The sequence below is a fragment of the Pseudomonadota bacterium genome (genome assembly GCA_039815145.1).
Lineage (GTDB): Bacteria > Pseudomonadota > Gammaproteobacteria > Steroidobacterales > JBCBZW01 > JBCBZW01.
This window is the reverse complement of record JBCBZW010000002.1, coordinates 112,389-134,973: the sequence shown is the minus strand read 5'-3', so window position 1 is coordinate 134,973 and position 22,585 is coordinate 112,389. Positions and strand designations below refer to the sequence as shown.

Genomic DNA, 22,585 nt, shown 5'->3' with positions numbered 1-22,585 from the left:
GTCTCAAAACAACCGTTTGGGCGCTACGCGCCCGTCTTCCGTAATCCGCCCCATGCCGAGGAAACGTGCGTCCTCGCCATAGAGCCGTACCAAGCCACGAGTCGGGGCCCGCGGCACCTGCACCGCCTGTCCATTTCGCAGGTAGAAGGCCGAATCCGCCGCCAAGCGCACGGAAGGCCAGTGCGAAATGGCGCTGTCGACGGGCAGCAGCTGCTCGTCGAGCGCCTCCAACCCGCCCTCCGCCATCAGCCCCTCCAGAGCCTCTAGCGTGAGCAGCGGCCCATCGCCGAGGTAAGGCCCGACCTGCAGGCGGCGCAGCGCGATCACGTGGGCACACGTGCCAAGCGCCGCCGCCACGTCCTCAACCAAGGTCCGCACGTAGGTGCCCTTCGAGCAGTGCACCTCCAACTCGATGGTCTCGTCCGCCAGGGCGAGCAGAGTGAGTTCGTGCAGATGGATGTCTCGAGGCTTGCGCTCGACCTCCACCCCCTGGCGCGCCAACTCGTAGAGGCGTCGCCCCTCGTGCTTCACCGCCGAGTACATCGGCGGCAGCTGTTGGGAGGCGCCCAAGAACCCGTCGAGTACCCGACGCAAGTCTGCCTCGTGCAGCGCCGGCACCGGCCGCTGCTCGATCACCTCGCCGTCGGCATCCGCCGTGTCCGTACGCACCCCAAGCTGAGCACGCACGCGGTACCGCTTATCTGCATCCAGCAGGAAGGCCGACACCTTCGTGGCCTGGCCCAGGCAAATCGGCAACATGCCACTCGCCAGGGGATCGAGACTCCCAGTGTGTCCTGCCTTGCGCGCCTGGTAGAGGCGCTTGACCTTCTGCAGGGCTCGGTTGGACGTGTCGCCCACCGGCTTATCCAGCAAGACCACCCCATCGATGGCCCGCCCCTTCTGTCGCCGCCGTTGCCCCATCGCTAGCCGTCCTCAGGCGGTGCCTTGTCACCGTCGCCCTTCAGGGAGCGAAAGATGTCGTCCATCCGCGCGGCCTGCTCGCTAGTGGGGTCGTAGACGAAATCGAGCTGCGGCACCGTTCGCGCCGTGATGCGCTCGCCGAGGCGACTGCGCAGATAGCCGCTGGCACTTCGCAACGCAAGCGTCGTGTCCTCGCGGTCTGCTGACGGATCGAGCAGGCTGAAGAACACCCGTGCGTGGCTGAGGTCGCGACTGACCTCCACATCCGTCAGCGTGACAAACCCCACTCGGGGGTCACGGACGTCTTCGCGCAGCAGCTGCGCGAGTTCGCGAAGCACCTGCTGAGAGACCCGTTGGCTGCGTTGGAAATCCCTCGCCATCACACGCCACCGCTACCGGCAGCGACCTACGTCGAGCGCGCCCCGGCGAAGCTGCTGCAGGGCCGGCACCAGGGGCAGCATCACGCCGCTCATATGGTCGCCGCCACCTCACGTCGCTCGTAGCACTCGATCTGATCGCCTTCGCGGACGTTGTTGTAGTTACGCACGCCGATACCGCATTCGGTACCCGCACGCACCTCCGGCACATCGTCCTTGAAGCGGCGCAGCGACTCGAGCTCGCCCTCGTAGATCACCACGTTGTCGCGCAGCACGCGGATCGGCAGATTTCTCTTCACAACGCCTTCGATGATCATGCAACCGGCGATGTCGCCGAACTTCGGCGAGCGGAACACCTGGCGCACCTCGGCCAGACCGATCTGCTCCTCCACGATCTCAGGCTCCAGCACGCCGCTCATGGCGCGCTTGATCTCGTCGATCGCCTCGTAGATCACGCTGTGGTACTGCAGCTCCACCCCGTGCTCCTTCACTGCGGTACGCGCCGCGCTGTCGGCACGCACGTTGAAGCCGATCATGATCGCCTGCGAGGTCACCGCAAGGTTGACGTCGCCCTCGTTGATACCACCCACGCCGTGGGAGACGACCTTGACCTGCACCTTCTCGGTCGACAGCTTGGTCAGGGCGTCGTGCAGTGCTTCGCTACTGCCCTGCACGTCGGCCTTCACGAGGATATTGAGGATCTTCGCTTCGTCGCCGTCGGCGCCGATGCTCGCGATGAGTGCCTCGCGTGCGCTCGCCTGCTTGCTTGCCAACTTCGCATCACGCGCCTTGGAGCGACGCAGCTCTGCCAGTTCGCGTGCCTTGCGGTCATCTTCCAGGGTCACGAAGTCATCGCCAGCGTTAGGCGTACCGGAGAGGCCTAGCACCACCACGGGGTAGGAGGGGCCAGCCTGCTTCAGGGGCTTGCCTCGCTCGTCGAACATGGCGCGCACGCGGCCGTACTCCTCTCCTGCCAGCAAGGCATCGCCAGCGCGCAGAGTGCCGCGGGAGACGAGCAGCGTCGCCACCGCACCGCGCCCCTTCTCCAGACTCGATTCGAGCACCACACCGCTCGCCGAGCCTTCGGCGACGGCGCTCAGCTCCATCACCTCCGCCTGCAAGGTCAGGGACTCGAGCAGGTCCTCGATGCCGTCACCGGTCTTCGCCGAGACGTTCACGAAGATCGTCTCGCCTCCCCACTCCTCCGGGATCACCTCGTGCTTGGTCAGCTCCTGACGCACGCGATCGGGATCCGCATCGGGCTTATCGGTCTTGTTCACTGCGACCAGCAGCGGCACGCCAGCGGCGCGGGCGTGCTGGATCGCCTCCGCGGTCTGCGGCATGACACCGTCGTCCGCCGCGACCACCAGCACCACGATATCGGTCACCTGCGCGCCGCGCGCACGCATCGCGGTAAACGCGGCGTGGCCCGGGGTATCCAGGAACGTAATTACCCCACGAGGGGTCTCTACGTGATAAGCACCGATGTGCTGGGTGATGCCACCGGCCTCGCCGGCGGTCACCCGCGTGCGGCGGATGTAGTCGAGCAGCGAGGTCTTGCCGTGGTCGACGTGGCCCATGATGGTGACGACCGGCGGCCGGTTCTGGGTTTCGCCACCCTGCGCCTGCACTTGTTCGAAGATGGTCTCCTCAAGCGCCTCTTCCTTGAGCGGCTTGGCGGTATGCCCCATCTCTTCCACCACCAGCGTGGCGGTGTCCTGATCGAGGGACTGGTTGATGGTGGCCATCACGCCCATGCCCATCAGCTGCTTGATGACTTCCGGCGCCTTCACGGCCATGCGCTGAGCGAGTTCGCCCACCGCGATGGTCTCGGGGATCTCCACCTCGCGCACCACGGGAGCCGTCGGCTTCTCAAAGCCGTGCGACGTGGTGACGGTCACGGCACCCCGACGGCGACCCTTGTCGCGCCCCTTGCGCCGCCCCCCCTTACCGGAGGCCACGTGGAGCTCTTCGCGCTTGCCACCGCGCTGTCCACCGCGGCCACCAGAGTCCTTGCCGCGGCCGCGGCCAGCCCCTGCCGACTGGCCTGCGCCTGCGCCTGCGCCTGCTGGGCGTGGCGTGGGCGCCGGGCGTGGCGTGGGCGCCGGGCGAGGCGCTTCGGCAGCCGCCGGGCGCTGACGGCCTTCTTCGCGCTGGCGCTTCTCTTCCTGCTCGCGGCGCTCCTGCTCGAGGCGTTGTTCCTTCTCGAGTTCGCGCTTCTCTTCCTGCTCGCGGCGGAGGGCTGCTTCCTCCTCCTGCTTACGGGCTTCGGCCTCCGCGGCCGCTTCGGCCTGGCGGCGAGCTTCCTCCTCCGCCTGGCGCTCGGCCTCGGCCGCGTCCGCCTGACGCTGGGCCTCAGCCTCCTCCGCCTGGCGACGGGCCTCTTCGACCTGGCGCTCCTTCTCGAGCTTCTCTTCCTCGGCGGCCTTCAGCACGCCCTTGTTCACGTAGGTGCGACGCTTCTTCGTCTCCACCTGCACGGTGCGCGCCCGCCCGCCCTGGCCACTGCCAGCGACACGCAGGGTCTGGCGCTCCTTGCGGTTCACCGTGATCTTCTTGGGCGCCGCCAAAGGATTGGCGTCACCATGCTTCCGCTGCAGGTGATTGAGCAGCAGCTGCTTATCCTCGTCGTTGATCGTCGCCGACTCAGAGTCCACCTCCACACCTGCCTCATGCAGCTGTGACAACAACCGGTCAACAGGTGTCTTCAGTGTCTCGGCAAACTGACTAACGGTTACTTCCGCCATTGCAACTCCAGCGCTTCGGCTTTATGCCTGGTTGGTCTCTTCGGACTCGAACCAGTGAGCACGTGCCTTCATGATCAGTTCGGCGGCCTGGTCGGCCTCCAGATCGGGCACGTCCTCGAGATCATCAGTGGCCTGCTCGGCCAGGTCCTCTCGGCTCACGATGCCGCGTGCAGCGAGTCGAGTAGCAAGTTCAGGGGTCATCCCATCCAGATCGAGCAAGTCCTGCTCGGGCTGGCGTGATTCGATCACCTCTTCGCGTGCGATGGCCTGCGTGAGCAGCACATCGCGTGCGCGGTTGCGCAGCTCATCCACAACCGCTTCGTCAAACTCGTCGATGCTGAGCAGCTCCGAGGTGGGCACGTAGGCGACCTCTTCGATGCTCGAGAAGCCCTCCTGAACCAGGATCGTGGCCACCTCGTCGTCCACGTCCAGGGACTTGGCGAACATCTCCGCGTGGCCGCGCGCCTCGTCCTCAGACTTCTGCTCGGCGGCTTCGGCCGTCATCACGTTGAGCTCCCAACCGGAAAGCTCACTCGCGAGGCGGATGTTCTGACCGCCACGACCGATCGCCTGGGAGAGCTTCTCCTCCTCAACGGCCACGTCCATGCTGTGGTTGTCTTCATCAACGACAATGGACAGCACATCTGCGGGCGACATGGCGTTGACCACGAACTGGGCCGGATTCTCATCGTGGAGGATGATGTCCACGCGCTCGCCAGCCAGCTCGTTGGAGACTGCCTGCACGCGAGAACCACGCATGCCAACGCAGGCACCGACAGGATCGATGCGAGGATCATGGCTACGCACGGCGATCTTCGCGCGAAGCCCGGGGTCTCGCGCCGCGGCGACGATATCGATCAGGCCCTGCCCCACTTCGGGTACTTCGACCTTGAACAGTTCGATCAGGAACTCCGGCGCCGTGCGGGTGAGGAAAAGCTGAGGTCCGCGGGGCTCAGAGCGTACCTCGCGAAGAAAGCCCTTCACCCGGTCCTGGGAGCGAATCGGCTCGCGCGGAATCATGAATTCGCGCGGGATGAACGCCTCGGCGTTACCCCCGAGATCCACGTACACACCGGTGCGGTCGACGCGCTTCACCGTGCCGCTGATCAGCTCGCCGACGCGATCCTGGTACTCTTCGACCACCTGGGCGCGCTCGGCTTCACGCACGCGCTGCACGATCACCTGCTTGGCGGTCTGGGCAGCGATACGACCGAACTCAACGGATTCGATCGGCTCCTCGACATAGCCACCGGGTTCGATGTCGGCGTCGTAGTCGCGGGCGTCATCCAGGCGCAGCTCGCGCTCCGGGAACTCGAGTTCGTCGGATTCGTCGGCGAACACCTTCCAGCGGCGGAAGGTGTCGTAGTCACCGGACTTGCGATCGATGGCGACACGCACATCGATATCCTCACCGTGGAGCTTGCGCGTGGCCGAGGCCAGCGCCGCTTCTATCGCCTCGAAGATAATCTCCCGATCGACACCCTTCTCGTTCGAGACGGCATCGACGACCAGCAGGATTTCTTTGTTCAGCATGGGCGAGATCTCACTTCGTCCTGGGCGCTACGTGGGCGCGTTCGACATCCGCCAGTGGCAGGCGGAAAGTTTCGTGGTCTACATCGAGCGCGATGGTCTCCCCATCAGCGCCCTCGACAATTCCGGTAAATCGACGGCGACCCTCGAGCCCAATCCCGAGCTCTACCCGCACGCGCTCGCCGATGGCACGCTGAAAATGCGAGAGCGTGCGCAGCGGGCGCTTCTCACCCGGCGAGGACACTTCGAGGTCGTACGCCTCGGTGATCGGATCTTCGACATCCAGGGTGGCGCTCACGTGGCGGCTCACGTCCCCGCAGTCATCGACGGTGATCCCGTCGGGCTTGTCGATATAGAGGCGCAGCGTGTTACGAGACCCGACCTGGGTGTACTCGACGTCGAGCAGCTCGAAGCCGATGCTCTCGACAGCGGGTTCCAGAAGTTGTAACAATCGGTCTCGCATTCGTCTCCGCCGCGTTCACCCAGCGGCCGGGAGCGCGCTCACGGCGCCCGTAGAAAAAACAAAAAGGGCCCCTGAGGGGCCCTTCTTTCCAAAAAGAGTCCTGCGTACACACCCGTTTTCTAGGGGTACGCCTACCAGCCAGCTGCACGTACGGGCCGATGGGAGGAAGTCAGCGCTCCTCCGACAGCCGCGTATGATAGCGGCGACCCCAGAAAAGCACAAATCGGCAAGGGAGTTTTTTGGCCTTGTTGATTAGGCCGGTGCCGACGGCCTGGAATGCCTCTAGGCCAGGGCCAGGAGGCTCAGTCGAATCGGCGAGCACCGCGTCGGCGACAGGCGGTCGCTCGCCGTCGGCAAGGCTGGGGCCCCGGCCGGGAATTTGCCGTGGCGCACCGTGAGCTCGGTGGGCGCCGCCTTCTGATCCCGCAAGGCCAACGCTACCCGATGGGTAGCACCATGCTCGAGGAGTGCAAAGCGCCAGCCCATCGGTTCATCGCCAGCCGCCGACCAGGTCTGGAAGTCGATCCGGCCAGGCGTATCGAGCTCGAAGGCGAAGCTGTCCAAGGGCAGAGCAAGCCCCATCCCTCGCGCCTTGATGTACGACTCTTTTAGCGTCCACAGCTCAATGAAGCGATCGCGATGGGCCGGCGCCCCCCCCAGCGCGCGCAGGGCATCAGCCTCCGAGGGCGCGAAGAACCGATCGGCCATCTTCAGGTGGGGGCCGTCGCGTTCCAGGGGCTCGACGTCCACCCCGACCTCTTGGGAGCAGGCGACGGCGAGTACTACCAACCCCCGAGTGTGGGAGAGATTGAAGTACAGCGGCGCCCCACCCTGCGGCTGCTGCTCGTCGACGATGAATGGCCGGCCATGGTCGTTCAGTTGGAAGCGCCAGGCGCTTTCGTGGCGCTCAGGTACGTAGCGGGAAAGAACACTTCGCAGCAGCCCCCGTGCCAGCAGATAGCGCTCGCGATCGTGCGCAAAGCGAAACCTCAGCCAGCGCTCGCGTTCGTCACCGCTCAGCCAGCCCGCGTATCGTCCTGCACCGTGCGGGCCTGGCCGTGAAGGGTCGGCTTGGGCGAGCCACAGGTGCACCTCCCCGGAGCTCGGCGGCGCGATGGGGCCGTCTGGCGTCGGGCGCCGGCTCATGGCGCTTCGTACACGCAGAGCAGCTCCCGCGCACAGATGCGCGTCTCCGACGGCCCACCGAGTGCGTTGTTGATGTAGCGGCGGCCGTCGAGATAAATGTCTCGGTTCACGTGGCTGTGACCATACACATGCACGCTCGAGCCGAGCGCCCGCACCTGCTGGTCCAGACGATCGCTGCCGAGCACGGGGTAGAGCATACGAAAGCGCTCGGGGATGTAGGACGGCATGACGTCGATGCGGGGAAGGAAGTGGGAGAAGCTCACCACGGTCGGCGCACCCTGCACGGCCACCATGGCCTGCACTGCCGTTTGGTTCAGATCCAAAAAGTGCGTCGTCACCTCGGCGTCGCTCCGTCCCTCCCAGCGGCACGCGCGGAAGTCCATCCACTGGCGCTTCAAGATGGTGGACGGCGCACCGAAGCTATCGTCGTACCAACCGAACAGGGGCACGACCACCAGCCCGGGATACTGGCATGGCGTGTGGTGCACACCGTGCTCCCGGGCGATCCGCAACACGCTCTCGAACTTCTCCAGAGAATTGCGATGACCGCAGCGACGTACCCACAGATCGTGATTGCCAGGCACGTAATGCACCGCCCGGAAGCGCCGGGTAACGGCGGCGAACGTCTCACCCAGTCGTGCGGGGACATCGCTCACGTCGCCCGCGAGGATCAGCAGGTCATCGACGTAGTCCAACGTAGATAGGCCATCGACCCACTCGGCGTTGCCGGGGTAGTCCACGTGCACATCGGAGATGGCGAAGACCCTCACGTCAGTGGCGCGAGAGGGTTGGCGGCTTTGAAGACGAGGGAGCCTCGAGATGCGAGGAACGCTGACGGGGCGTTTGGAGTGTCACCGGTCCGTGACGTGGAGCAGCAGCCGGAAGTTGGTAGCGGGGGCAGGATTTGAACCTGCGACCTTCGGGTTATGAGCCCGACGAGCTGCCAGACTGCTCCACCCCGCACCAGAGCCGACAAGTATAGCCGCCCCTTACCGGGGCTTCAAGCCGCACCCGCGATGACCGCCACACACAACGCCAGTAGCGGCGCCGGGAAGAACCCCAGGAGCAGCACCGCAAGTCCGTTCGCGCTGAGCACGACTCGCGCGGTGGCGTCCTGCATGAGCGTCTGCTCCTGCTCGCTGCTGTCGAAGTACATCAGCTTGATCACGCGGATGTAGTAGAAGGCGCCGATCACGGACATCAGGATCGCAAAGACCGCAAGCCAGGTTTGGCCGGCATCGAGCGTCGACTGGATGATGGCAACCTTGGCGTGGAAGCCCAAGAACGGCGGTAGCCCCGCCATGCTGAACATCATCACCAGCATGATGCCGGCGAACCAGCGGCTGCGCTCGTTCAGCCCAGCAAGGTCGGTCAGCTCATCCGCCTCGAAGCCGGCCCGCGTGAGCAGGATGATCACGCCGAAGGCCCCGGCCGCCATCAGCACGTACACGATGGTGTACAGCAGGGCCGCCGCGTTGCCCATCGGCGTGCCGTTGGAGAGGCCGAGGAGGATGAACCCAACGTGCGAGATCGCCGAGTAAGCCAGCAGGCGCTTCACGTTGGTCTGGGCGATCGCCACGATGTTACCCACGGCAAGCGACAGCATCGTCACGACCACCAACATGCCTTGCCAGTCGGCATGGTGCCCGGCGAGCCCATCCTGCAACAGGCGCAGGGCCAACGCGAGGGCGCCGATCTTGGAGACCGTCGCCACGTACATGGTCACGGAGGTGGGAGCCCCGTGGTAGACGTCGGGCAACCACATGTGGAACGGCACGCCGCCCAACTTGAAGGCGACGCCGACCACCATGAACGCGATACCCACGACCAGCACCAGGGAAGCACCTTGGTCCAGATCAGCCGACGCGGCGGCCACCTCGCCCAGCGACAGTGCGCCGGTGACTCCGTAGACCAACGAAAAGCCGTACAGCAAAGCCCCGGAGGCGATCGCACCGAGCACGAAGTACTTCATAGCCGACTCGGCCGATACCGCGGACTTACGATCGAAGGCGACCAGGGCGTAGAGCGACAAGGACAGTAGCTCCAAGCCTAGGTAAAGCGTTAGGAAGCTGTAGGCCGATGACAGCACGAAGATGCCGAGCAGCCCGAACAGGGACAGAATCCAGTACTCGCCCTTCTCGATCCCGCGGTCCGCCACGTAGCGTCGCGAGTAGACGAAGACGATCGCCGCCGTCACCGTGGCCACAATCTTCAGGAGACTCGCCAGTGGATCGGCCACGAAGTGTCCGCTCAGGGTGACCAGCGACTCCTGCGGCCAGGTCTGGATCAGTAGCACGAGCAGCACCAACAGCGCGCCGATGCTGAGCGGCGCCGTCAGCCGACGGCCGCTCTCGCCCGCGAAGGCGTCGAACAGGAGCACCGTGCATGCCAACGTGAGCAATGCGATCTCGCCGATCGCGGGCGCCAGGCCAGCCCAACCTTCGATCACAGCCCCGCCTCCAGAGTTTCCAACTTGCTCGTGGTCGCCTGCTCGAGCAGGTTGTCCACACTGACATGCATCACGTCGACCAAGGGATCGGGCCAGACGCCGAGCGCCAACACGGCCAGCGCCAACACCAAGAGCATGGCGAACTCACGCCGGTTGACGTCCTGCAACTGCGCCACGTTGTCGTTGGCCACTTCCCCGAACACCACGCGCTTCACCAACCACAGGGTGTAGGCGGCGCCGAGAATGAGCGTCGTCGCTGCGAGCACGGCAAACCAGACGTTCGCCTTGTAGGTGCCTAGCACCACCATGAACTCGCCGACGAAGCCTGACGTTCCTGGCAGCCCTGCGTTGGCCAGGGCGAAGAGCACCATCAGCGCCGCAAACTTCGGCATGGTGTTGGCCACGCCACCGTAGGCGCTGATCTCGCGGCTGTGGACACGGTCATAGAGTACGCCCACGCAGAGGAACAACGCCCCCGAGATCAGGCCGTGGGACACCATCTGCACCATGCCGCCCTCGATGCCCAGCGCCGCGCCCTGCAACGCGCCCGTCGAGCGCAGCACCGCGAAGGGGATGAAGAACCCGAGGGTGACGAAGCCCATGTGGGCGATCGATGAGTAGGCGATCAGCTTCTTCATATCCTGCTGCGCCAGCGCGACGAAGCCGATGTACACCACCGCCACCAGGGACAGGGCGATCAGCAGCATGTCGAGTTCGTTGGCCGCGTCCGGCGTCACCGGCAAGCTGAACCGCAGGAAGCCGTAGCCCCCGACCTTCAGCATCAGGGCCGCCAGGATCACCGATCCGCCGGTCGGTGCCTCCACGTGCGCATCCGGTAGCCACGTATGCACGGGCCACATCGGCACCTTCACGGCGAAGGCCGCCAGGAAGGCGAGGAAGATGAAGCGTTGCTCGTTGACACCCAAGGGCGTGGCGTAGAAATCCGCCAACTCGTAGCTGCCGCTCTTCAGGTAGAGGTAGATCACCGCCACCAGCATCAACACCGAGCCGAGGAACGTGTAGAGGAAGAACTTGATCGTCGCGTAGATCCGACGCGGGCCGCCCCACACCCCGATGATCAAGAACATCGGGATCAGCATGGCCTCCCAGAACACGTAGAACAGGAGGCCGTCGATGGCCGCGAAGACCCCGACCATCACCCCTTCGAGGATCAGGAACGAACCGATGTACTGACCGACGCGATGCTGAATCACCTCCCACCCAGCGATCACCACCAGCACCGTCGTGAAGGTGGTCAGGATGATCAAGGGCATCGAGATGCCGTCGACGCCGAGGTGGTAGGTGGCGTTGAGCAGCGGAATCCACGGCAGCTGCTCTTCGAACTGCATTGCCGCCGTGGTGCTGTCGAAGCCGGTCCAGAGCGGGATGCTGGCGACGAAGGTGAGAATCGACACGCCCAAGCCGATCTTACGCGCCAGCGCGTTGTTGTTCTCGCCTGTGGCGATCGCCAGCACGCCGCCGATCATCGGCAGCCAGATGAGAAGACTGAGTAGCGGTAGGTCCGCAAACATCGCTGGTCAATTCCCTTCCGTCAGCAGCCAACCGAGCATGGCGGCGAGGCCGATGATCATGGCGAACGCGTAGTGGTACAGATAGCCGCTCTGCATACGCCGCGCGACCCCCGAGAACCAGCCCACCGTGTTCGCCGTGCCGTTCACGATGGCGCCATCGATCACGCTCACATCGCCCACCTTCCAAAGTCCGCGGCTCAACAGGCGCGTACCCGCGGCGAGGCCACGCTCGTACACGGTGTCGAAGTGATACTTGTTGACCAGCAGCGAGTTCACCGGCGACAGGCGCTGGGCGAGGGCCGTCGCCAACTGCGGCTTGTGCAGGAACAGGTACCAGGCCAGGCCCACCCCCGCGATCGTCAGATACAGCGGCGGGTGCTTAACGGCGGCCAGGGCGAAGGGCACGGCGCCCTTGAAGTGATCGCCCACGTGATGCAGCACATCGTGGTGGTGATCCACCGTGATGACGCCATCGAAGAAGTGGTCGAACAGGAAGGGCTCGATCGCGATGCCCCCCAACACGACCGACGGGATCGCCAACAGCACTAGCGGCACGGTCACCACCCACGGCGACTCGTGCAGATGCGATTTCGTCTCCGCGTCCATGCGCTCCTCACCGTGGAACACCATGAAGAACATGCGGAAGGTGTAGAGCGCGGTGAAGAACACCCCTAGCAACACGGCCCAGTACGCGTAGCCAGCCCCAGGCAGCTCGGAGGCGTGTACCGCCTCGATGATCACGTCTTTCGAGTAGAAGCCTGAGAAGAACGGTGCCCCGATCAAGGCCAGGGAGCCCAGCAAGGACGTCCAATAGGTGATCGGCATGTACTTGCGCAGGCCGCCCATCTCGCGCATGTCCTGCTTGTGATGCATGGCGATGATGACCGAGCCGGCGGCAAGGAAGAGCAGCGCCTTGAAGAATGCGTGGGTCACCAGGTGGAACACGCCCGCCGCGTAGGCCGACACGCCCAAGGCCACCACCATGTAGCCGAGCTGGGACAGGGTCGAGTACGCCACCACGCGCTTGATGTCGTTCTGCACCACCCCGAGCAGCCCCATGAAGAAGGCAGTCGTCGCACCGATCACGAGCACCGTGTTGAGCGCGGTGGTGGACAGCTCGAAGAGCGGCGACATGCGCGCCACCATGAAGATGCCGGCCGTCACCATAGTGGCCGCGTGGATCAGGGCGGAGATCGGTGTCGGGCCTTCCATGGAATCGGGCAGCCACACGTGCAAAGGCACCTGGGCGGACTTACCCATGGCGCCGACGAACAGCAGCAGGCAGATCACGGTCATCGCCAAGGGTCCGCCATCGCCGCCAAAGTGCAGATCCTTGGCGCCGGGCGCTGCCTCGAACACGGTGGCGTAATCCACGCTGCCGAACACGTGCACCACGGCCGCGATACCGAGCAGGAAGCCGAAGTCCCCCACGCGGTTGACCAGGAACGCCTTCAGGTTGGCGTGGATGGCGGTCGGCTTCTTGAACCAGAATCCGATCAACAGATAGGACGCGACGCCCACCGCTTCCCAGCCGAAGAACAGCTGCATGAAGTTGTTCGCCATCACCAGCATCAGCATGGCGAAGGTGAACAAGCTGATGTAGCTGAAGAAGCGCTGGTAGCCCGGGTCCTCCTTCATGTAGCCGATCGTGTATACGTGCACCATTAGCGAGACGAAGGTCACCACGCACATCATGGTGGCCGTCAGGCGGTCGATCAGGAAGCCGACGTCGAAGCGGATGCCGTCACTGGCCATCCAGGTGTAGACGGGGCCGTTGAAAACCACGCCGTCGAGGGCCTGGCGCAGCACCACTAGCGACAGCACGAAGGAGATCGCCACGCCAGCGATGGTCACCAGGTGTGCACCCTGACGCCCGATCTGCTTGCCGCCAAGACCGGCGATCAGCGCACCGACAAGCGGTGCCAAGGCGATCGTGAGGTAAGTTCCCTGCATGCTGGCCTAGCCTTTCATCGTCGTCAGTTCGCTGACATTGATCGACTTGCGGGTGCGGAACAGCACCACCAGGATCGCCAGCCCGATCGCCGCTTCCGCCGCTGCCACCGTGAGAATGAAGAACACGAAGACCTGCCCCTGCTCATCGCCGAGGTAGCGCGAGAAGGCCACGAAGTTGTAGTTCACCGCGAGCAGCAGCAGCTCCACGCACATCAGGAGCAGGATCACGTTGCGGCGATTGAGGAAGATGCCGGCGACGGCGAGGCTGAACAGGAGCGCTCCCAGCACCAGGTATTCGGGCAGCATGTTCATTGTTTGGGCTCCGCCGGCATGCTCACCAGTCGTACGCGATCCTCGCGGCGGGCCGAGACCTGCTTGACGATGTCCTGCTGCTTCAGGCCCGGGCGCTTGCGCATGGTGAGGACGATCGCCGCGATGATCGCCACCAGCAGAATCACGGCCGCGATCTCGAAGGGATAGAAGTGCTCCGTGTAGAGCACGGCGCCGAGCTCCTGCGTGTTGCTGGTGCCCGACTCGCGCGGCGCGGCGGCGAATTCACCAAGGCTGCCCGTGCGATTGGCCCAGATCACGTAGCCGAGTTCCACCACCACGATCAGGCCCGTGAGGATGCCGATCGGGCCGTAGCGCACCGCGTCCTTGCGCACTTTCTCGACGTTGACGTCGAGCATCATCACCACGAACAGGAACAGCACCATGACCGCGCCGACGTAGACCAGCACGAGCACGATGGCGAGGAACTCTGCATCGGCCAGCAGCCACAATACCGAGGACTGCACGAACGTGAGCACCAGCAGCAACGCGGAGTGCACCGGGTTGCGCGAGCTGATCACGCCAATGGCCGAGGCCAGGACGCCGGCAGCGAACAGGTAAAAGAGGATGGTTTGGAACACGTAAGGTCCTCGTTCGCCTAGCGGTAGGCCGCGTCGGCGGCCTTGTCGGCGTTGATCATGTCCTCGTAGCGATCACCCACGGCGAGCAGCTTGTCCTTGGTCATGATGTTCTCGCCGCGCGCTTCCATGTGGTACTCGTGGATGCGCGTCTCGACGATGGCATCGACCGGACAGGCCTCCTCGCAGAAGCCGCAGTAGATGCACTTGAACAGGTCGATGTCGTAGCGCGTGGTGCGGCGGGTGCCGTCGTCGCGCATGTCTGACTCGATAGTGATCGCAAGCGCCGGGCACACCGCCTCGCAGAGCTTGCAGGCGATGCACCGCTCCTCCCCGTTGGGGTAGCGGCGCTGGGCGTGCAGGCCACGAAAGCGCGGTGACTGTGGCGTCTTCTCCTCCGGGTAATGCAACGTCACGCCCTTGCTCGTGAACTGCCGGAAGGTGACCGACATGCCCTTGAGCAGTTCGGTCAGGAAGAAGGTCTTGGTGACGGTGCCCAGGCCCATCAGCGATCTCCTCGCAAAGTGGTGAGGTCAGCGCGCATCAGTCGAACCAGGGCGGCACGTCGAAGTACACGGCGATACCCTCGACGGTCAACCACACGATGGTGACGGGAATGAACACCTTCCACCCCAAGCGCATGATCTGGTCGTAGCGATAGCGGGGAAAAGTGGCGCGGAACCACAGGAACAAAAACAGGAATACGGCAGTCTTCAGGGCCATCCAGTGGACGCCGGGGGCGCCGATCAGCGAATCACCCACCACCGGCACCCCCTCGAAGGGCGAGAGCCAGCCACCAAGGAACATGGCTGCGGCCAGGGCCGAGATCAGGATCATGTTCGCGTACTCGGCGAGGAAGAAAATGGCGAAGGCCATGCCCGAGTACTCGACGTGAAAGCCTGCCACGATCTCCGACTCGCCTTCCGCCACATCGAACGGCGCCCGGTTGGTCTCCGCCACGCCCGAGATGAAATAGATCACGAACAGCGGCAGCAACGGCAGCCAGAACCAGTGGAAGATGCTGCCCGACTGGGCCTGCACGATCTCGCCCAGATTGAGGCTGCCGCCGACCATCAGCACGCCCACCAGTGCGAACCCCATGGCGATCTCGTAGGCCACGATCTGCGCGGCCGAGCGCATAGCGCCGAGGAACGCGTACTTCGAGTTGGCGGCCCAGCCGGCCAGGATCACGCCGTACACGCCGAGGGACGTCAGCGCGAGCACGTAGAGCAACCCCGCATCCACATCGGCGAGGGTGAAGCCCGGTGCGAGGGGCATCACCGCCCAGGCCGCGAAGGCCGGAGTAAGGGACAGGATTGGCGCGGAGACGAAGAGAAAGCGGTTGGCGTTAGAAGGAACGACGATTTCCTTCAGCAGCAGCTTGAACACATCCGCGAAGGGCTGAAGCAAGCCACGGAACCCCACCCGCGTCGGCCCCAGTCGCGACTGCATGTGGCCAATGACCTTGCGCTCGGCGTAGGTCAGGTAGGCCACCGACAGGATGAGCGGCACGAGGATGACGCCGATCTTCACCAAGATCAGGACGACGTCGAGTAGTGCGGGCGGTAGCGGCATCGTAGCTCTTTACGTTCTCGTTAACTGTGGTGCGCACGCGGGAGCACGCGGCGACTCAGCGCGCGCATGCCGGCCAACGGCGCCGCGAACTCAGATCGCGACGGGGGCCTTCTGGCCTCCCTCGGCGGTCGACTGCAAGGGCGTCGCGCGGCGAACCAGCGGATCGATGGTGTACATCGGCCATTCGCTGCTGCCGCCTCCGCGCACGACGAACTCGCCGAGCGCCGCGGATTCTACAGCGGATTTACTTCGCGACTCGACTGCCGTGCGTACCTGCTCCGTTACCTGGGAGCACTTGGTGTAGTCGAAGCCCTCAAAGTCGAGCAGCGTGCCGAGCACGCGCAGCACCTTCCAGGCCGGGCGAGACTCCCCAAAGCAGCGCGCCGCCGCGGCCACCGACTGCCAATCGCCACTGGCGTTGACGTAGGTGCCGTCGGTTTCCGCGAAGGTGCCGACCGGCAGAATCACGTCAGCAACCTCGTCCAGCTCGTCGTTGCGGAAAGCGCTCAGGGCCACGACGCACTGCGCCTTGGCGAGCGCGGCCTTGGCCTGCTCCCCGTCCAGGCAATCGTTGCCAGGCTCAACGTTGAGCAGCAGGTAGCCGGCCCGCGGATTCGCCAGCATGGACTGGGCGCCCTGCCCTGACGTCGGCGCCTCGGCGCCACCGACGAGCCCGTGAGGGACCGCCCCGGCCAGGTAGGCACCAGCGCTGTTCGCGCCTTCGGTCAGCTCGCCGTACTCTGCGCCCGTGAGCGTCGCCAGGCCCCGTGCCAAGGCTCGCAGCAGCGCGCCATCCGCATGGCGCTGAACCAGGGCGCCGACCAACACCGCCCGCCGCTCGCCGCCCAGCAGCTGCTGTGCGAGGTGCTTCGCCGCGTCGTCCGCGGTTCCGTGCCGGTCACATACGCTGGCAAGCGCCGCGGGAACGTCGGCACCGGTCGCGGCGGCCGCTGCGCTCACCGCGCGAGCGATCGCCGGCACGAGGCCCGCCGCATCGCCACAGTTCACGTAGGCCGCGATCGGATGGGTGAAGGTGTACTCGTCGGGGTTGATGAAGGAGACGGCGCGTCCGGCCAGGGCCAACTTGCGCAGGCGGTGAGCGAGGATCGGCACCTCGCGGCGCACGTTGCTCCCCACCACCAGCACGGCATCGAGCTGCTCCAACGCGTCGAGGCTCATGCCGATGCCCGGCACATGCACACCCAGTGCGTCGTCGCGAACGTCACCCTGACGCAGGCGGTGATCGATGTTGTTGCTGCCCAGGGCGCGACTCAAGGACTGCAGCAGGTAGAGCTCCTCGAGCGTCGACGACGGTGACGCCAGGGACCCGAGAGCATCGCCCCCGTCGGCCGCGACGGCGCGCAGGCGTTCCGCGGCAAACTCGAGCGCCGTGCTCCAATCCGTGTCGACCCACTCGCCATCGCGGCGAATGCGGGGCTGCTTCAGCCGATCCTCGTGGTAGACCGCGTCGCAGCTGAAGCGGTCGCGGTCGGCGATCCAGGTCTCGTTGATCGCCTCGTTCTCGCGCGGCACCATCCGCAGCAATTCACCGCGGTGCACGTGGCCCCAGAGGTTGCTGCCCAAGCAGTCGTGGGGAGACACCAGCGCGTGCTGGGTCATCTCCCAGGATCGTGCACGGTAGCGGAAGGGCTTGTTGTTCAGGGCACCGACCGGGCACAGGTCGATGATGTTCGCCGAGAGCTCGTGGTCGATGGTCTTCTCGACGAAGGTGCTGATCTCCATGTGCTCGCCGCGCCCCATCGCACCGAGGGTGGGGATGCCGGCGATCTCCTGTCCGAAGCGCACGCAACGCGTGCAGTGGATGCAGCGGGTCATGTCCGTGGAGACCAGGGGCCCCAGGTTCTCATCGTCCACCGATCGCTTCGCCTCGGTGTAGCGCGAGATCCCTCGCCCAAAGCCCATCGCCAGATCCTGCAACTCGCACTCACCGCCCTGATCGCAGATCGGGCAGTCGAGGGGATGGTTGATCAGCAGGAACTCCATCGTCGCCTTCTGGGCAGCGATGGCGCGCGGGGAGCGGGTCCAGATCTTCATGCCCTCGCCGATCGGCGTGGCACAGGCCGGCAGCGGTTTAGGCGCCTTCTCCACCTCCACCAGGCACATGCGGCAGTTGGCCGCGATCGAGAGCTTGTGGTGGTAGCAGAAGCGAGGGACGTAGGTCTCGTGGGCGTCCGTGACCTCGATGATCATCTGGCCCTTGCGTCCCTCGACGGGGACCCCATCGACCTCCAAGTGTACGGTGTTCGGATCGTCGCTCATCTCGTGCCTCAGGCAGCGACGCTGGCGTCTGCCACCAGCGGTCGGCCGTGATCGATGTAATGCTGGAATTCGTGTCGGTAGTGCTTCATGAAGCTCTGCACGGGCCAGGCGGCAGCGTCGCCGAGAGCGCAGATCGTGTGGCCCTCGATCTTGTTCGCCACGTCGACGAGCATGTCCAGGTCTTCCTGCTTGCCGCCGCCGGAGCGAATGCGCTTGATGACCCGGTACATCCAACCCGTGCCCTCGCGGCAGGGCGTGCACTGACCGCAGCTCTCGGCGTAGTAGAAACGCGAGATGCGCTCGAGCACGCGCACCATGCAGGTGGTGTCGTCCATCACCATGATGGCGCCCGTGCCGAGGGCCGATCCCGCGCTTTTCAGAGAGTCGTAATCGAGGTTCAAGGTGATCATCGTGTCACCTGGCACCACGGGCACGGAGGATCCGCCGGGGATCACCGCCTTGAGTTTGCGCCCGCCGAGCACGCCACCGCAGCGCTCCAGCAACTCCGCAAAGGGGGTGCCCATGGGCAGCTCGTAGTTGCCGGGCTTCTCCACGTGACCGGACACGGAGTAGATGGCCGTGCCACCGGCGCCCTTGGGGCCGAGGTTGGCGAACCACTCGGCACCGTTGCGGATGATCGACGGCACCGACGAGAGCGTATAGGTGTTGTTGACCGTGGTCGGCTTGCCGTAAAGGCCGAAGTTGGCCGGGAACGGCGGCTTGAAGCGGGGTCGGCCAGGCTTGCCCTCGAGCGATTCGAGCAGCCCTGTCTCCTCGCCGCAGATGTACGCACCGGCGCCCACGTAGGTGTAGAGATCGAAGTCGACACCGCTACCCTGCACGTCCTCGCCGAGCATGCCGGCCTCGTAGGCCTCCTTCACCGCCGCCTCGAAGCGCGGCACCGGCTCGGCGATGAACTCGCCGCGGATGTAGTTGTAGCCCACCGTCGCGCCCATGGCATAGCCGGCGATGGCCATGCCCTCGACCAAGGCGTGTGGGTTGTAGCGCAGGATGTCCCGATCGTGGCAGGTGCCAGGCTCGCTCTCATCCGAGTTGCACACCACGTACTTCTGGACCGGGGCGTTGCGAGGCATGAAGCTCCACTTGAGCCCCGTCGGGAAGCCGGCACCGCCACGACCGCGAAGGCCGGAGGCCTTGACGATCTCGATCACCTCTTCCGGCGGGATCTTCTCGCGCAGGATCTTCTCCCAGGCCTGGTACCCACCGATCTCGCGGTAGCGCTCCAAGGTCCAGGGCTCATCGACGCCCAGGGAGGCGAAGGCAACGAGGTTAGCGTTCTCAGTAGTCATTCGATGGCATCCAGAATCTGATCCACCTTCTCCGGCGTGAGGTACTCGTGGTAGACGTGATCCACCATCATCATAGGCGCCCCGGTGCAGGCGGCCAGACACTCCTCTTCCGGCTTCAGGTAGAACTTGCCGTCAGGCGTGCTCTCACCGCGCTTGATGCCAAGCTTGCGCTCCAGGTGAGCGGTGATCTCATCGCTCCCGCGCAGCATGCACGACACGTTGTTGCACACGGAGATCGAGATCCGGCCCACCGGCTTGGTCTCGAACATGGAGTAGAACGCGGCCACCTCGTACGCCTGCACGGGGGGCACTCCGATGTAGTCCGCCACCGCGTCCATCAAGGCCGTGGTGAGGAATCCGTCGTTCTGGTGCTGAGCCGCGCGCAGCCCGCCCAGGATTGCCGAGCGCTTACGTTCGGTCGGGAACCGGGTCAGCCAGTGGTCGATTTCCTCGCGCGTGTGGGCTGACAGTTCACCGGCGCCCACTTGCGGTTCCGCACTCATCGGTCGATCTCTCCGAATACGATGTCCTGGGTGCCGATCACGGCCACCACGTCAGACAGCATGTGGCCGGTCACCATCTCGCTCATGGCGGCGATGTGCGGGAAGCCCGCGGCACGCACCTTCACCCGGTAGGGCTTGTTGGCCCCGTCGGAGACGATGTACACGCCGAACTCGCCCTTCGGGTGTTCGACGGCGGCATAGGCCTCCCCTTCCGGCACGCAATAGCCTTCCGTGTACAGCTTGAAGTGGTGAATGAGCGATTCCATGTCGCCCTTCATCTCGCTGCGCTTCGGCGGGGAGATCTTGTGATCGTCCAGCATCACCGGGCCTGGGTTCGCGCGCAGCCACTCGACGCACTGCTTGATGATGCGGTTCGATTGGCGCATCTCCTCCACCCGCACGAGGTAACGGTCGTAGCAATCGCCGTTCACGCCGACGGGGATGTCGAAGTCGACCCGGTCGTACACCTCGTAGGGTTGCTTCTTGCGCAGATCCCACTCGATGCCTGAACCGCGCAACATCGGCCCGGAGAACCCGAGCTGCATGGCACGCTCGGGGGTGACCACGCCGATGTTCACGGTGCGCTGCTTCCAGATGCGGTTGTCCGTCAGCAGTGTTTCGTAGTCGTCGACGCAGCCCGGGAAGCGCGCCGTGAAGTCCTCGATGAAATCGAGCAGGGAGCCGCGGTTCTTGTTCAGCTTGTCCACGTCGGCCTGGCTGCGGTACTCGCTGGCACGGTACTCGGGCATCGTCTCAGGCAGATCGCGGTACACGCCGCCGGGGCGATAGTAGGTGGCGTGCATACGGGTGCCGGAGACGGCCTCGTAGCAATCCATCAGATCTTCGCGCTCGCGGAAGCAGTACAGGAACATCGACATGGCGCCGATGTCGAGGCCGTGGGCGCCTAGCCACATGAGGTGGTTCAGGATGCGCGTGATCTCATCGAACATCACGCGGATGTACTGGGCGCGAATCGGCGCTTCGATGCCGAGCAGCTTCTCGATGGCGAGCACGTAGCCATGTTCGTTGGCCATCATCGACACGTAGTCGAGACGATCCATGTAGCCGATGCTTTGGTTGAACGGCTTACTCTCGGCGAGCTTTTCCGTGCCGCGGTGGAGCAGGCCCACGTGGGGATCTGCCTGCTGCACCACTTCGCCATCCATCTCCAGCACCAGGCGCAGCACGCCGTGCGCGGCCGGGTGCTGGGGACCGAAGTTCATCGTGAGATTCTGGATCTCCGCCATGACCTAAGCGTTCTCCTGGGTGGTGGTCGGCGGGGCATCGCGGAAGGAACCTGCCTCCTGCAACGCGTCCTCGTAGCGGTGGTCGTCGCGAATCACCTTGGGCACCAGGGTGCGAGGCTCCACATCGACCGGCTCGTAGGCCACCCGACCGGCCGCCGGGTCGTATCGCACCTGCACGTGACCGCTCAGGGGGAAGTCCTTGCGGAACGGGTGGCCGATGAAGCCGTAATCCGTGAGCAAGCGCCGCAGGTCGGGATGACCGTCGAAGAGGATGCCAAAGAGATCGAAGGCCTCGCGCTCGTACCAGTCCGCGCTCGCCCACACCTCCACCAGCGAGGCCACCAGGGGCGCCTCGTCATGCTCACAATAGGTGCGCACGCGCATGCGTAGGTTGTGGGCGATCGACTGTAGGTGGGCAACCACCGCGAAGCGCTTTCGATCTGCGGGCACGGTGGCATGGCCCGCACCACGGCTGACGCCGCGGCTGAACCCGGACCCGGTGGCGCGCTGCCCCTTCCACTCGTCCACCCCGTAGGCGAGGTAGTCCACGCCGCACAAATCCATCAGCATCTCGAAGCCGCACTCATCACGTAACGAGGTGGAGACTTCGCGCCAATCCGCGGCAGCAACCTCGATCGTCAGCTCACCCACCTTCGAAGGCACCTGACGAACACGCTCACCAAAGCGTTCGGCCAGCTTGCTAGCGACCGTTTCCAGTGTCTCGCTCATGTGCTCCTACTGCCGCGCGATCGTGTGCGTGCGGCGAATCTTCTTCTGCAGCTGAATGATGCCGTACACCAACGCTTCCGCCGTAGGCGGACAACCCGGCACGTAGACATCCACGGGGACGATGCGATCGCAGCCCCGAACGACGGCGTACGAATAGTGGTAATAGCCGCCGCCGTTGGCGCACGAGCCCATGGAGATCACCCAACGGGGCTCGGGCATCTGGTCGTACACCTTACGCAGCGCTGGCGCCATCTTGTTCACCAGGGTGCCAGCCACGATCATCACGTCCGACTGGCGCGGACTGGGCCGGAAGACGACGCCGAAGCGGTCGAGGTCATAGCGAGCGGCGCCCGCGTGCATCATCTCGACGGCGCAGCAGGCAAGGCCGAAGGTCATCGGCCACATGGACCCTGTGCGGGCCCAGTTGAACAGGGTGTCGATCGAGGTGGTGGCCCACCCCTTGCCCTGGGCGACAGGCGCTAGCGCGCCCTCTTCCGCCGGCATCGCGTCCTCAGCGTTCAATCCCATTCCAGTGCCCCCTTACGCCACTCGTAGATGAACCCCACCACGAGAATGAACAGGAACACGGCCATGGACATCAGGCCGAAGCCGCCGATGCTGTCGAGGGACACGGCCCAGGGAAACAGGAAGGCGATCTCGAGATCGAAAATGATGAACAGGATGGCCACTAGGTAGTAGCGAACATCGAAGCGGTTTCGCGAATCCTCGAACGGCTCAAACCCGCACTCGTAGGCCGAGAGCTTCTCCCCATCCTTGCGCCCGCGACCGAACAGGAAGCCCATGCTGATCATGGCGATACCCATCCCCAGGGCCACCAACAGGAAGATAAGAATCGGGAGGTACCCGGCGACCATTGACTGCCTCACCCACAAACTTTGACGGGCGAGGATAATA

At 64.8% G+C, this 22,585-nt stretch carries 21 protein-coding genes and 1 tRNA gene; all 22 read right to left on the bottom strand.

Going from position 1 to position 22,585, the window contains the following annotated elements:
• Positions 1-3: 3 nt before the first annotated feature.
• Complete coding sequence (gene truB / locus AAF184_01625) at positions 4-921, bottom strand: tRNA pseudouridine(55) synthase TruB (protein MEO0421003.1); 918 nt, start codon at positions 919-921, stop codon at positions 4-6.
• A gap of 2 nt (positions 922-923) precedes the next feature.
• Positions 924-1,301 (bottom strand): 30S ribosome-binding factor RbfA, encoded by a 378-nt coding sequence (gene rbfA, locus AAF184_01620; GenBank protein MEO0421002.1) that lies wholly within the window; start codon positions 1,299-1,301, stop codon positions 924-926.
• 89 nt (positions 1,302-1,390) lie between these two features.
• A complete protein-coding gene (gene infB / locus AAF184_01615) occupies positions 1,391-4,045 on the bottom strand; it encodes a translation initiation factor IF-2 (GenBank protein MEO0421001.1) in 2,655 nt (884 codons plus the stop codon).
• Positions 4,046-4,066: 21 nt separating this feature from the next.
• Positions 4,067-5,575, bottom strand: coding sequence for a transcription termination factor NusA (gene nusA / locus AAF184_01610; GenBank protein MEO0421000.1), 1,509 nt, complete (start codon positions 5,573-5,575; stop codon positions 4,067-4,069).
• A gap of 13 nt (positions 5,576-5,588) precedes the next feature.
• Positions 5,589-6,026: a ribosome maturation factor RimP gene (gene rimP / locus AAF184_01605; GenBank protein MEO0420999.1), complete on the bottom strand. Its 438-nt coding sequence runs from the start codon at positions 6,024-6,026 to the stop codon at positions 5,589-5,591.
• 294 nt (positions 6,027-6,320) lie between these two features.
• A complete protein-coding gene (locus AAF184_01600) occupies positions 6,321-7,184 on the bottom strand; it encodes a 4'-phosphopantetheinyl transferase superfamily protein (protein ID MEO0420998.1) in 864 nt (287 codons plus the stop codon).
• Positions 7,181-7,954: a metallophosphoesterase gene (locus AAF184_01595; protein ID MEO0420997.1), complete on the bottom strand. Its 774-nt coding sequence runs from the start codon at positions 7,952-7,954 to the stop codon at positions 7,181-7,183. Before AAF184_01595 ends, AAF184_01600 begins: the two co-directional genes overlap by 4 nt.
• 116 nt (positions 7,955-8,070) lie before the next feature.
• Positions 8,071-8,147 (bottom strand) — tRNA-Met (locus AAF184_01590).
• A 37-nt stretch (positions 8,148-8,184) separates the two neighbouring features.
• Positions 8,185-9,633, bottom strand: a complete 1,449-nt coding sequence (nuoN, locus tag AAF184_01585) for an NADH-quinone oxidoreductase subunit NuoN (protein MEO0420996.1) — start codon at positions 9,631-9,633, stop codon at positions 8,185-8,187.
• Complete coding sequence (locus AAF184_01580) at positions 9,630-11,165, bottom strand: NADH-quinone oxidoreductase subunit M (protein MEO0420995.1); 1,536 nt, start codon at positions 11,163-11,165, stop codon at positions 9,630-9,632. Before AAF184_01580 ends, nuoN begins: the two co-directional genes overlap by 4 nt.
• A 6-nt stretch (positions 11,166-11,171) precedes the next feature.
• Complete coding sequence (gene nuoL / locus AAF184_01575) at positions 11,172-13,118, bottom strand: NADH-quinone oxidoreductase subunit L (protein ID MEO0420994.1); 1,947 nt, start codon at positions 13,116-13,118, stop codon at positions 11,172-11,174.
• A gap of 6 nt (positions 13,119-13,124) precedes the next feature.
• Entirely contained in the window at positions 13,125-13,430 is a 306-nt protein-coding gene (gene nuoK, locus AAF184_01570; protein ID MEO0420993.1) for an NADH-quinone oxidoreductase subunit NuoK, read from the bottom strand.
• Entirely contained in the window at positions 13,427-14,029 is a 603-nt protein-coding gene (locus AAF184_01565; GenBank protein MEO0420992.1) for an NADH-quinone oxidoreductase subunit J, read from the bottom strand. Before AAF184_01565 ends, nuoK begins: the two co-directional genes overlap by 4 nt.
• Positions 14,030-14,046: 17 nt before the next feature.
• Positions 14,047-14,532 carry an NADH-quinone oxidoreductase subunit NuoI gene (gene nuoI / locus AAF184_01560; GenBank protein MEO0420991.1) on the bottom strand — a complete coding sequence of 162 codons (486 nt, stop codon included), beginning with the start codon at positions 14,530-14,532 and terminating at the stop codon, positions 14,047-14,049.
• A 37-nt stretch (positions 14,533-14,569) separates the two neighbouring features.
• Complete coding sequence (gene nuoH, locus AAF184_01555) at positions 14,570-15,601, bottom strand: NADH-quinone oxidoreductase subunit NuoH (protein ID MEO0420990.1); 1,032 nt, start codon at positions 15,599-15,601, stop codon at positions 14,570-14,572.
• Between the two features lie 90 nt (positions 15,602-15,691).
• Positions 15,692-17,881, bottom strand: a complete 2,190-nt coding sequence (gene nuoG, locus AAF184_01550; GenBank protein ID MEO0420989.1) for an NADH-quinone oxidoreductase subunit NuoG — start codon at positions 17,879-17,881, stop codon at positions 15,692-15,694.
• An 8-nt stretch (positions 17,882-17,889) separates the two neighbouring features.
• Entirely contained in the window at positions 17,890-19,191 is a 1,302-nt protein-coding gene (nuoF, locus tag AAF184_01545) for an NADH-quinone oxidoreductase subunit NuoF (GenBank protein MEO0420988.1), read from the bottom strand.
• Positions 19,188-19,694: an NADH-quinone oxidoreductase subunit NuoE gene (gene nuoE, locus AAF184_01540; GenBank protein MEO0420987.1), complete on the bottom strand. Its 507-nt coding sequence runs from the start codon at positions 19,692-19,694 to the stop codon at positions 19,188-19,190. The genes nuoF and nuoE overlap by 4 nt, the downstream gene beginning before the upstream one ends.
• Positions 19,691-20,941 (bottom strand): NADH-quinone oxidoreductase subunit D, encoded by a 1,251-nt coding sequence (locus tag AAF184_01535; GenBank protein MEO0420986.1) that lies wholly within the window; start codon positions 20,939-20,941, stop codon positions 19,691-19,693. Before AAF184_01535 ends, nuoE begins: the two co-directional genes overlap by 4 nt.
• Positions 20,942-20,944: 3 nt before the next feature.
• Positions 20,945-21,670, bottom strand: coding sequence for an NADH-quinone oxidoreductase subunit C (locus AAF184_01530; GenBank protein ID MEO0420985.1), 726 nt, complete (start codon positions 21,668-21,670; stop codon positions 20,945-20,947).
• 6 nt (positions 21,671-21,676) lie between these two features.
• Positions 21,677-22,174 carry an NADH-quinone oxidoreductase subunit B family protein gene (locus tag AAF184_01525; protein ID MEO0420984.1) on the bottom strand — a complete coding sequence of 166 codons (498 nt, stop codon included), beginning with the start codon at positions 22,172-22,174 and terminating at the stop codon, positions 21,677-21,679.
• Positions 22,175-22,188: 14 nt separating this feature from the next.
• Positions 22,189-22,545: an NADH-quinone oxidoreductase subunit A gene (locus AAF184_01520; GenBank protein MEO0420983.1), complete on the bottom strand. Its 357-nt coding sequence runs from the start codon at positions 22,543-22,545 to the stop codon at positions 22,189-22,191.
• Positions 22,546-22,585 lie beyond the last annotated feature (40 nt).

Bases quoted from the DNA above. Each gene is read 5' to 3' on its own strand.
- nuoG (MEO0420989.1), bottom strand. From the start codon at position 17,881: ATGAGCGACGATCCGAACACCGTACACTTGGAGGTCGATGGGGTCCCC.
- nuoK (MEO0420993.1), bottom strand. From the start codon at position 13,430: ATGAACATGCTGCCCGAATACCTGGTGCTGGGAGCGCTCCTGTTCAGC.
- nuoE (MEO0420987.1), bottom strand. From the start codon at position 19,694: ATGAGTGCGGAACCGCAAGTGGGCGCCGGTGAACTGTCAGCCCACACG.
- rbfA (MEO0421002.1), bottom strand. From the start codon at position 1,301: ATGGCGAGGGATTTCCAACGCAGCCAACGGGTCTCTCAGCAGGTGCTT.
- AAF184_01520 (MEO0420983.1), bottom strand. From the start codon at position 22,545: ATGGTCGCCGGGTACCTCCCGATTCTTATCTTCCTGTTGGTGGCCCTG.
- nuoH (MEO0420990.1), bottom strand. From the start codon at position 15,601: ATGCCGCTACCGCCCGCACTACTCGACGTCGTCCTGATCTTGGTGAAG.
- nuoF (MEO0420988.1), bottom strand. From the start codon at position 19,191: ATGACTACTGAGAACGCTAACCTCGTTGCCTTCGCCTCCCTGGGCGTC.
- AAF184_01580 (MEO0420995.1), bottom strand. From the start codon at position 11,165: ATGTTTGCGGACCTACCGCTACTCAGTCTTCTCATCTGGCTGCCGATG.
- AAF184_01600 (MEO0420998.1), bottom strand. From the start codon at position 7,184: ATGAGCCGGCGCCCGACGCCAGACGGCCCCATCGCGCCGCCGAGCTCC.
- AAF184_01535 (MEO0420986.1), bottom strand. From the start codon at position 20,941: ATGGCGGAGATCCAGAATCTCACGATGAACTTCGGTCCCCAGCACCCG.
- AAF184_01525 (MEO0420984.1), bottom strand. From the start codon at position 22,174: ATGCCGGCGGAAGAGGGCGCGCTAGCGCCTGTCGCCCAGGGCAAGGGG.
- nuoL (MEO0420994.1), bottom strand. From the start codon at position 13,118: ATGCAGGGAACTTACCTCACGATCGCCTTGGCACCGCTTGTCGGTGCG.
- AAF184_01530 (MEO0420985.1), bottom strand. From the start codon at position 21,670: ATGAGCGAGACACTGGAAACGGTCGCTAGCAAGCTGGCCGAACGCTTT.
- truB (MEO0421003.1), bottom strand. From the start codon at position 921: ATGGGGCAACGGCGGCGACAGAAGGGGCGGGCCATCGATGGGGTGGTC.
- nuoI (MEO0420991.1), bottom strand. From the start codon at position 14,532: ATGGGCCTGGGCACCGTCACCAAGACCTTCTTCCTGACCGAACTGCTC.
- infB (MEO0421001.1), bottom strand. From the start codon at position 4,045: ATGGCGGAAGTAACCGTTAGTCAGTTTGCCGAGACACTGAAGACACCT.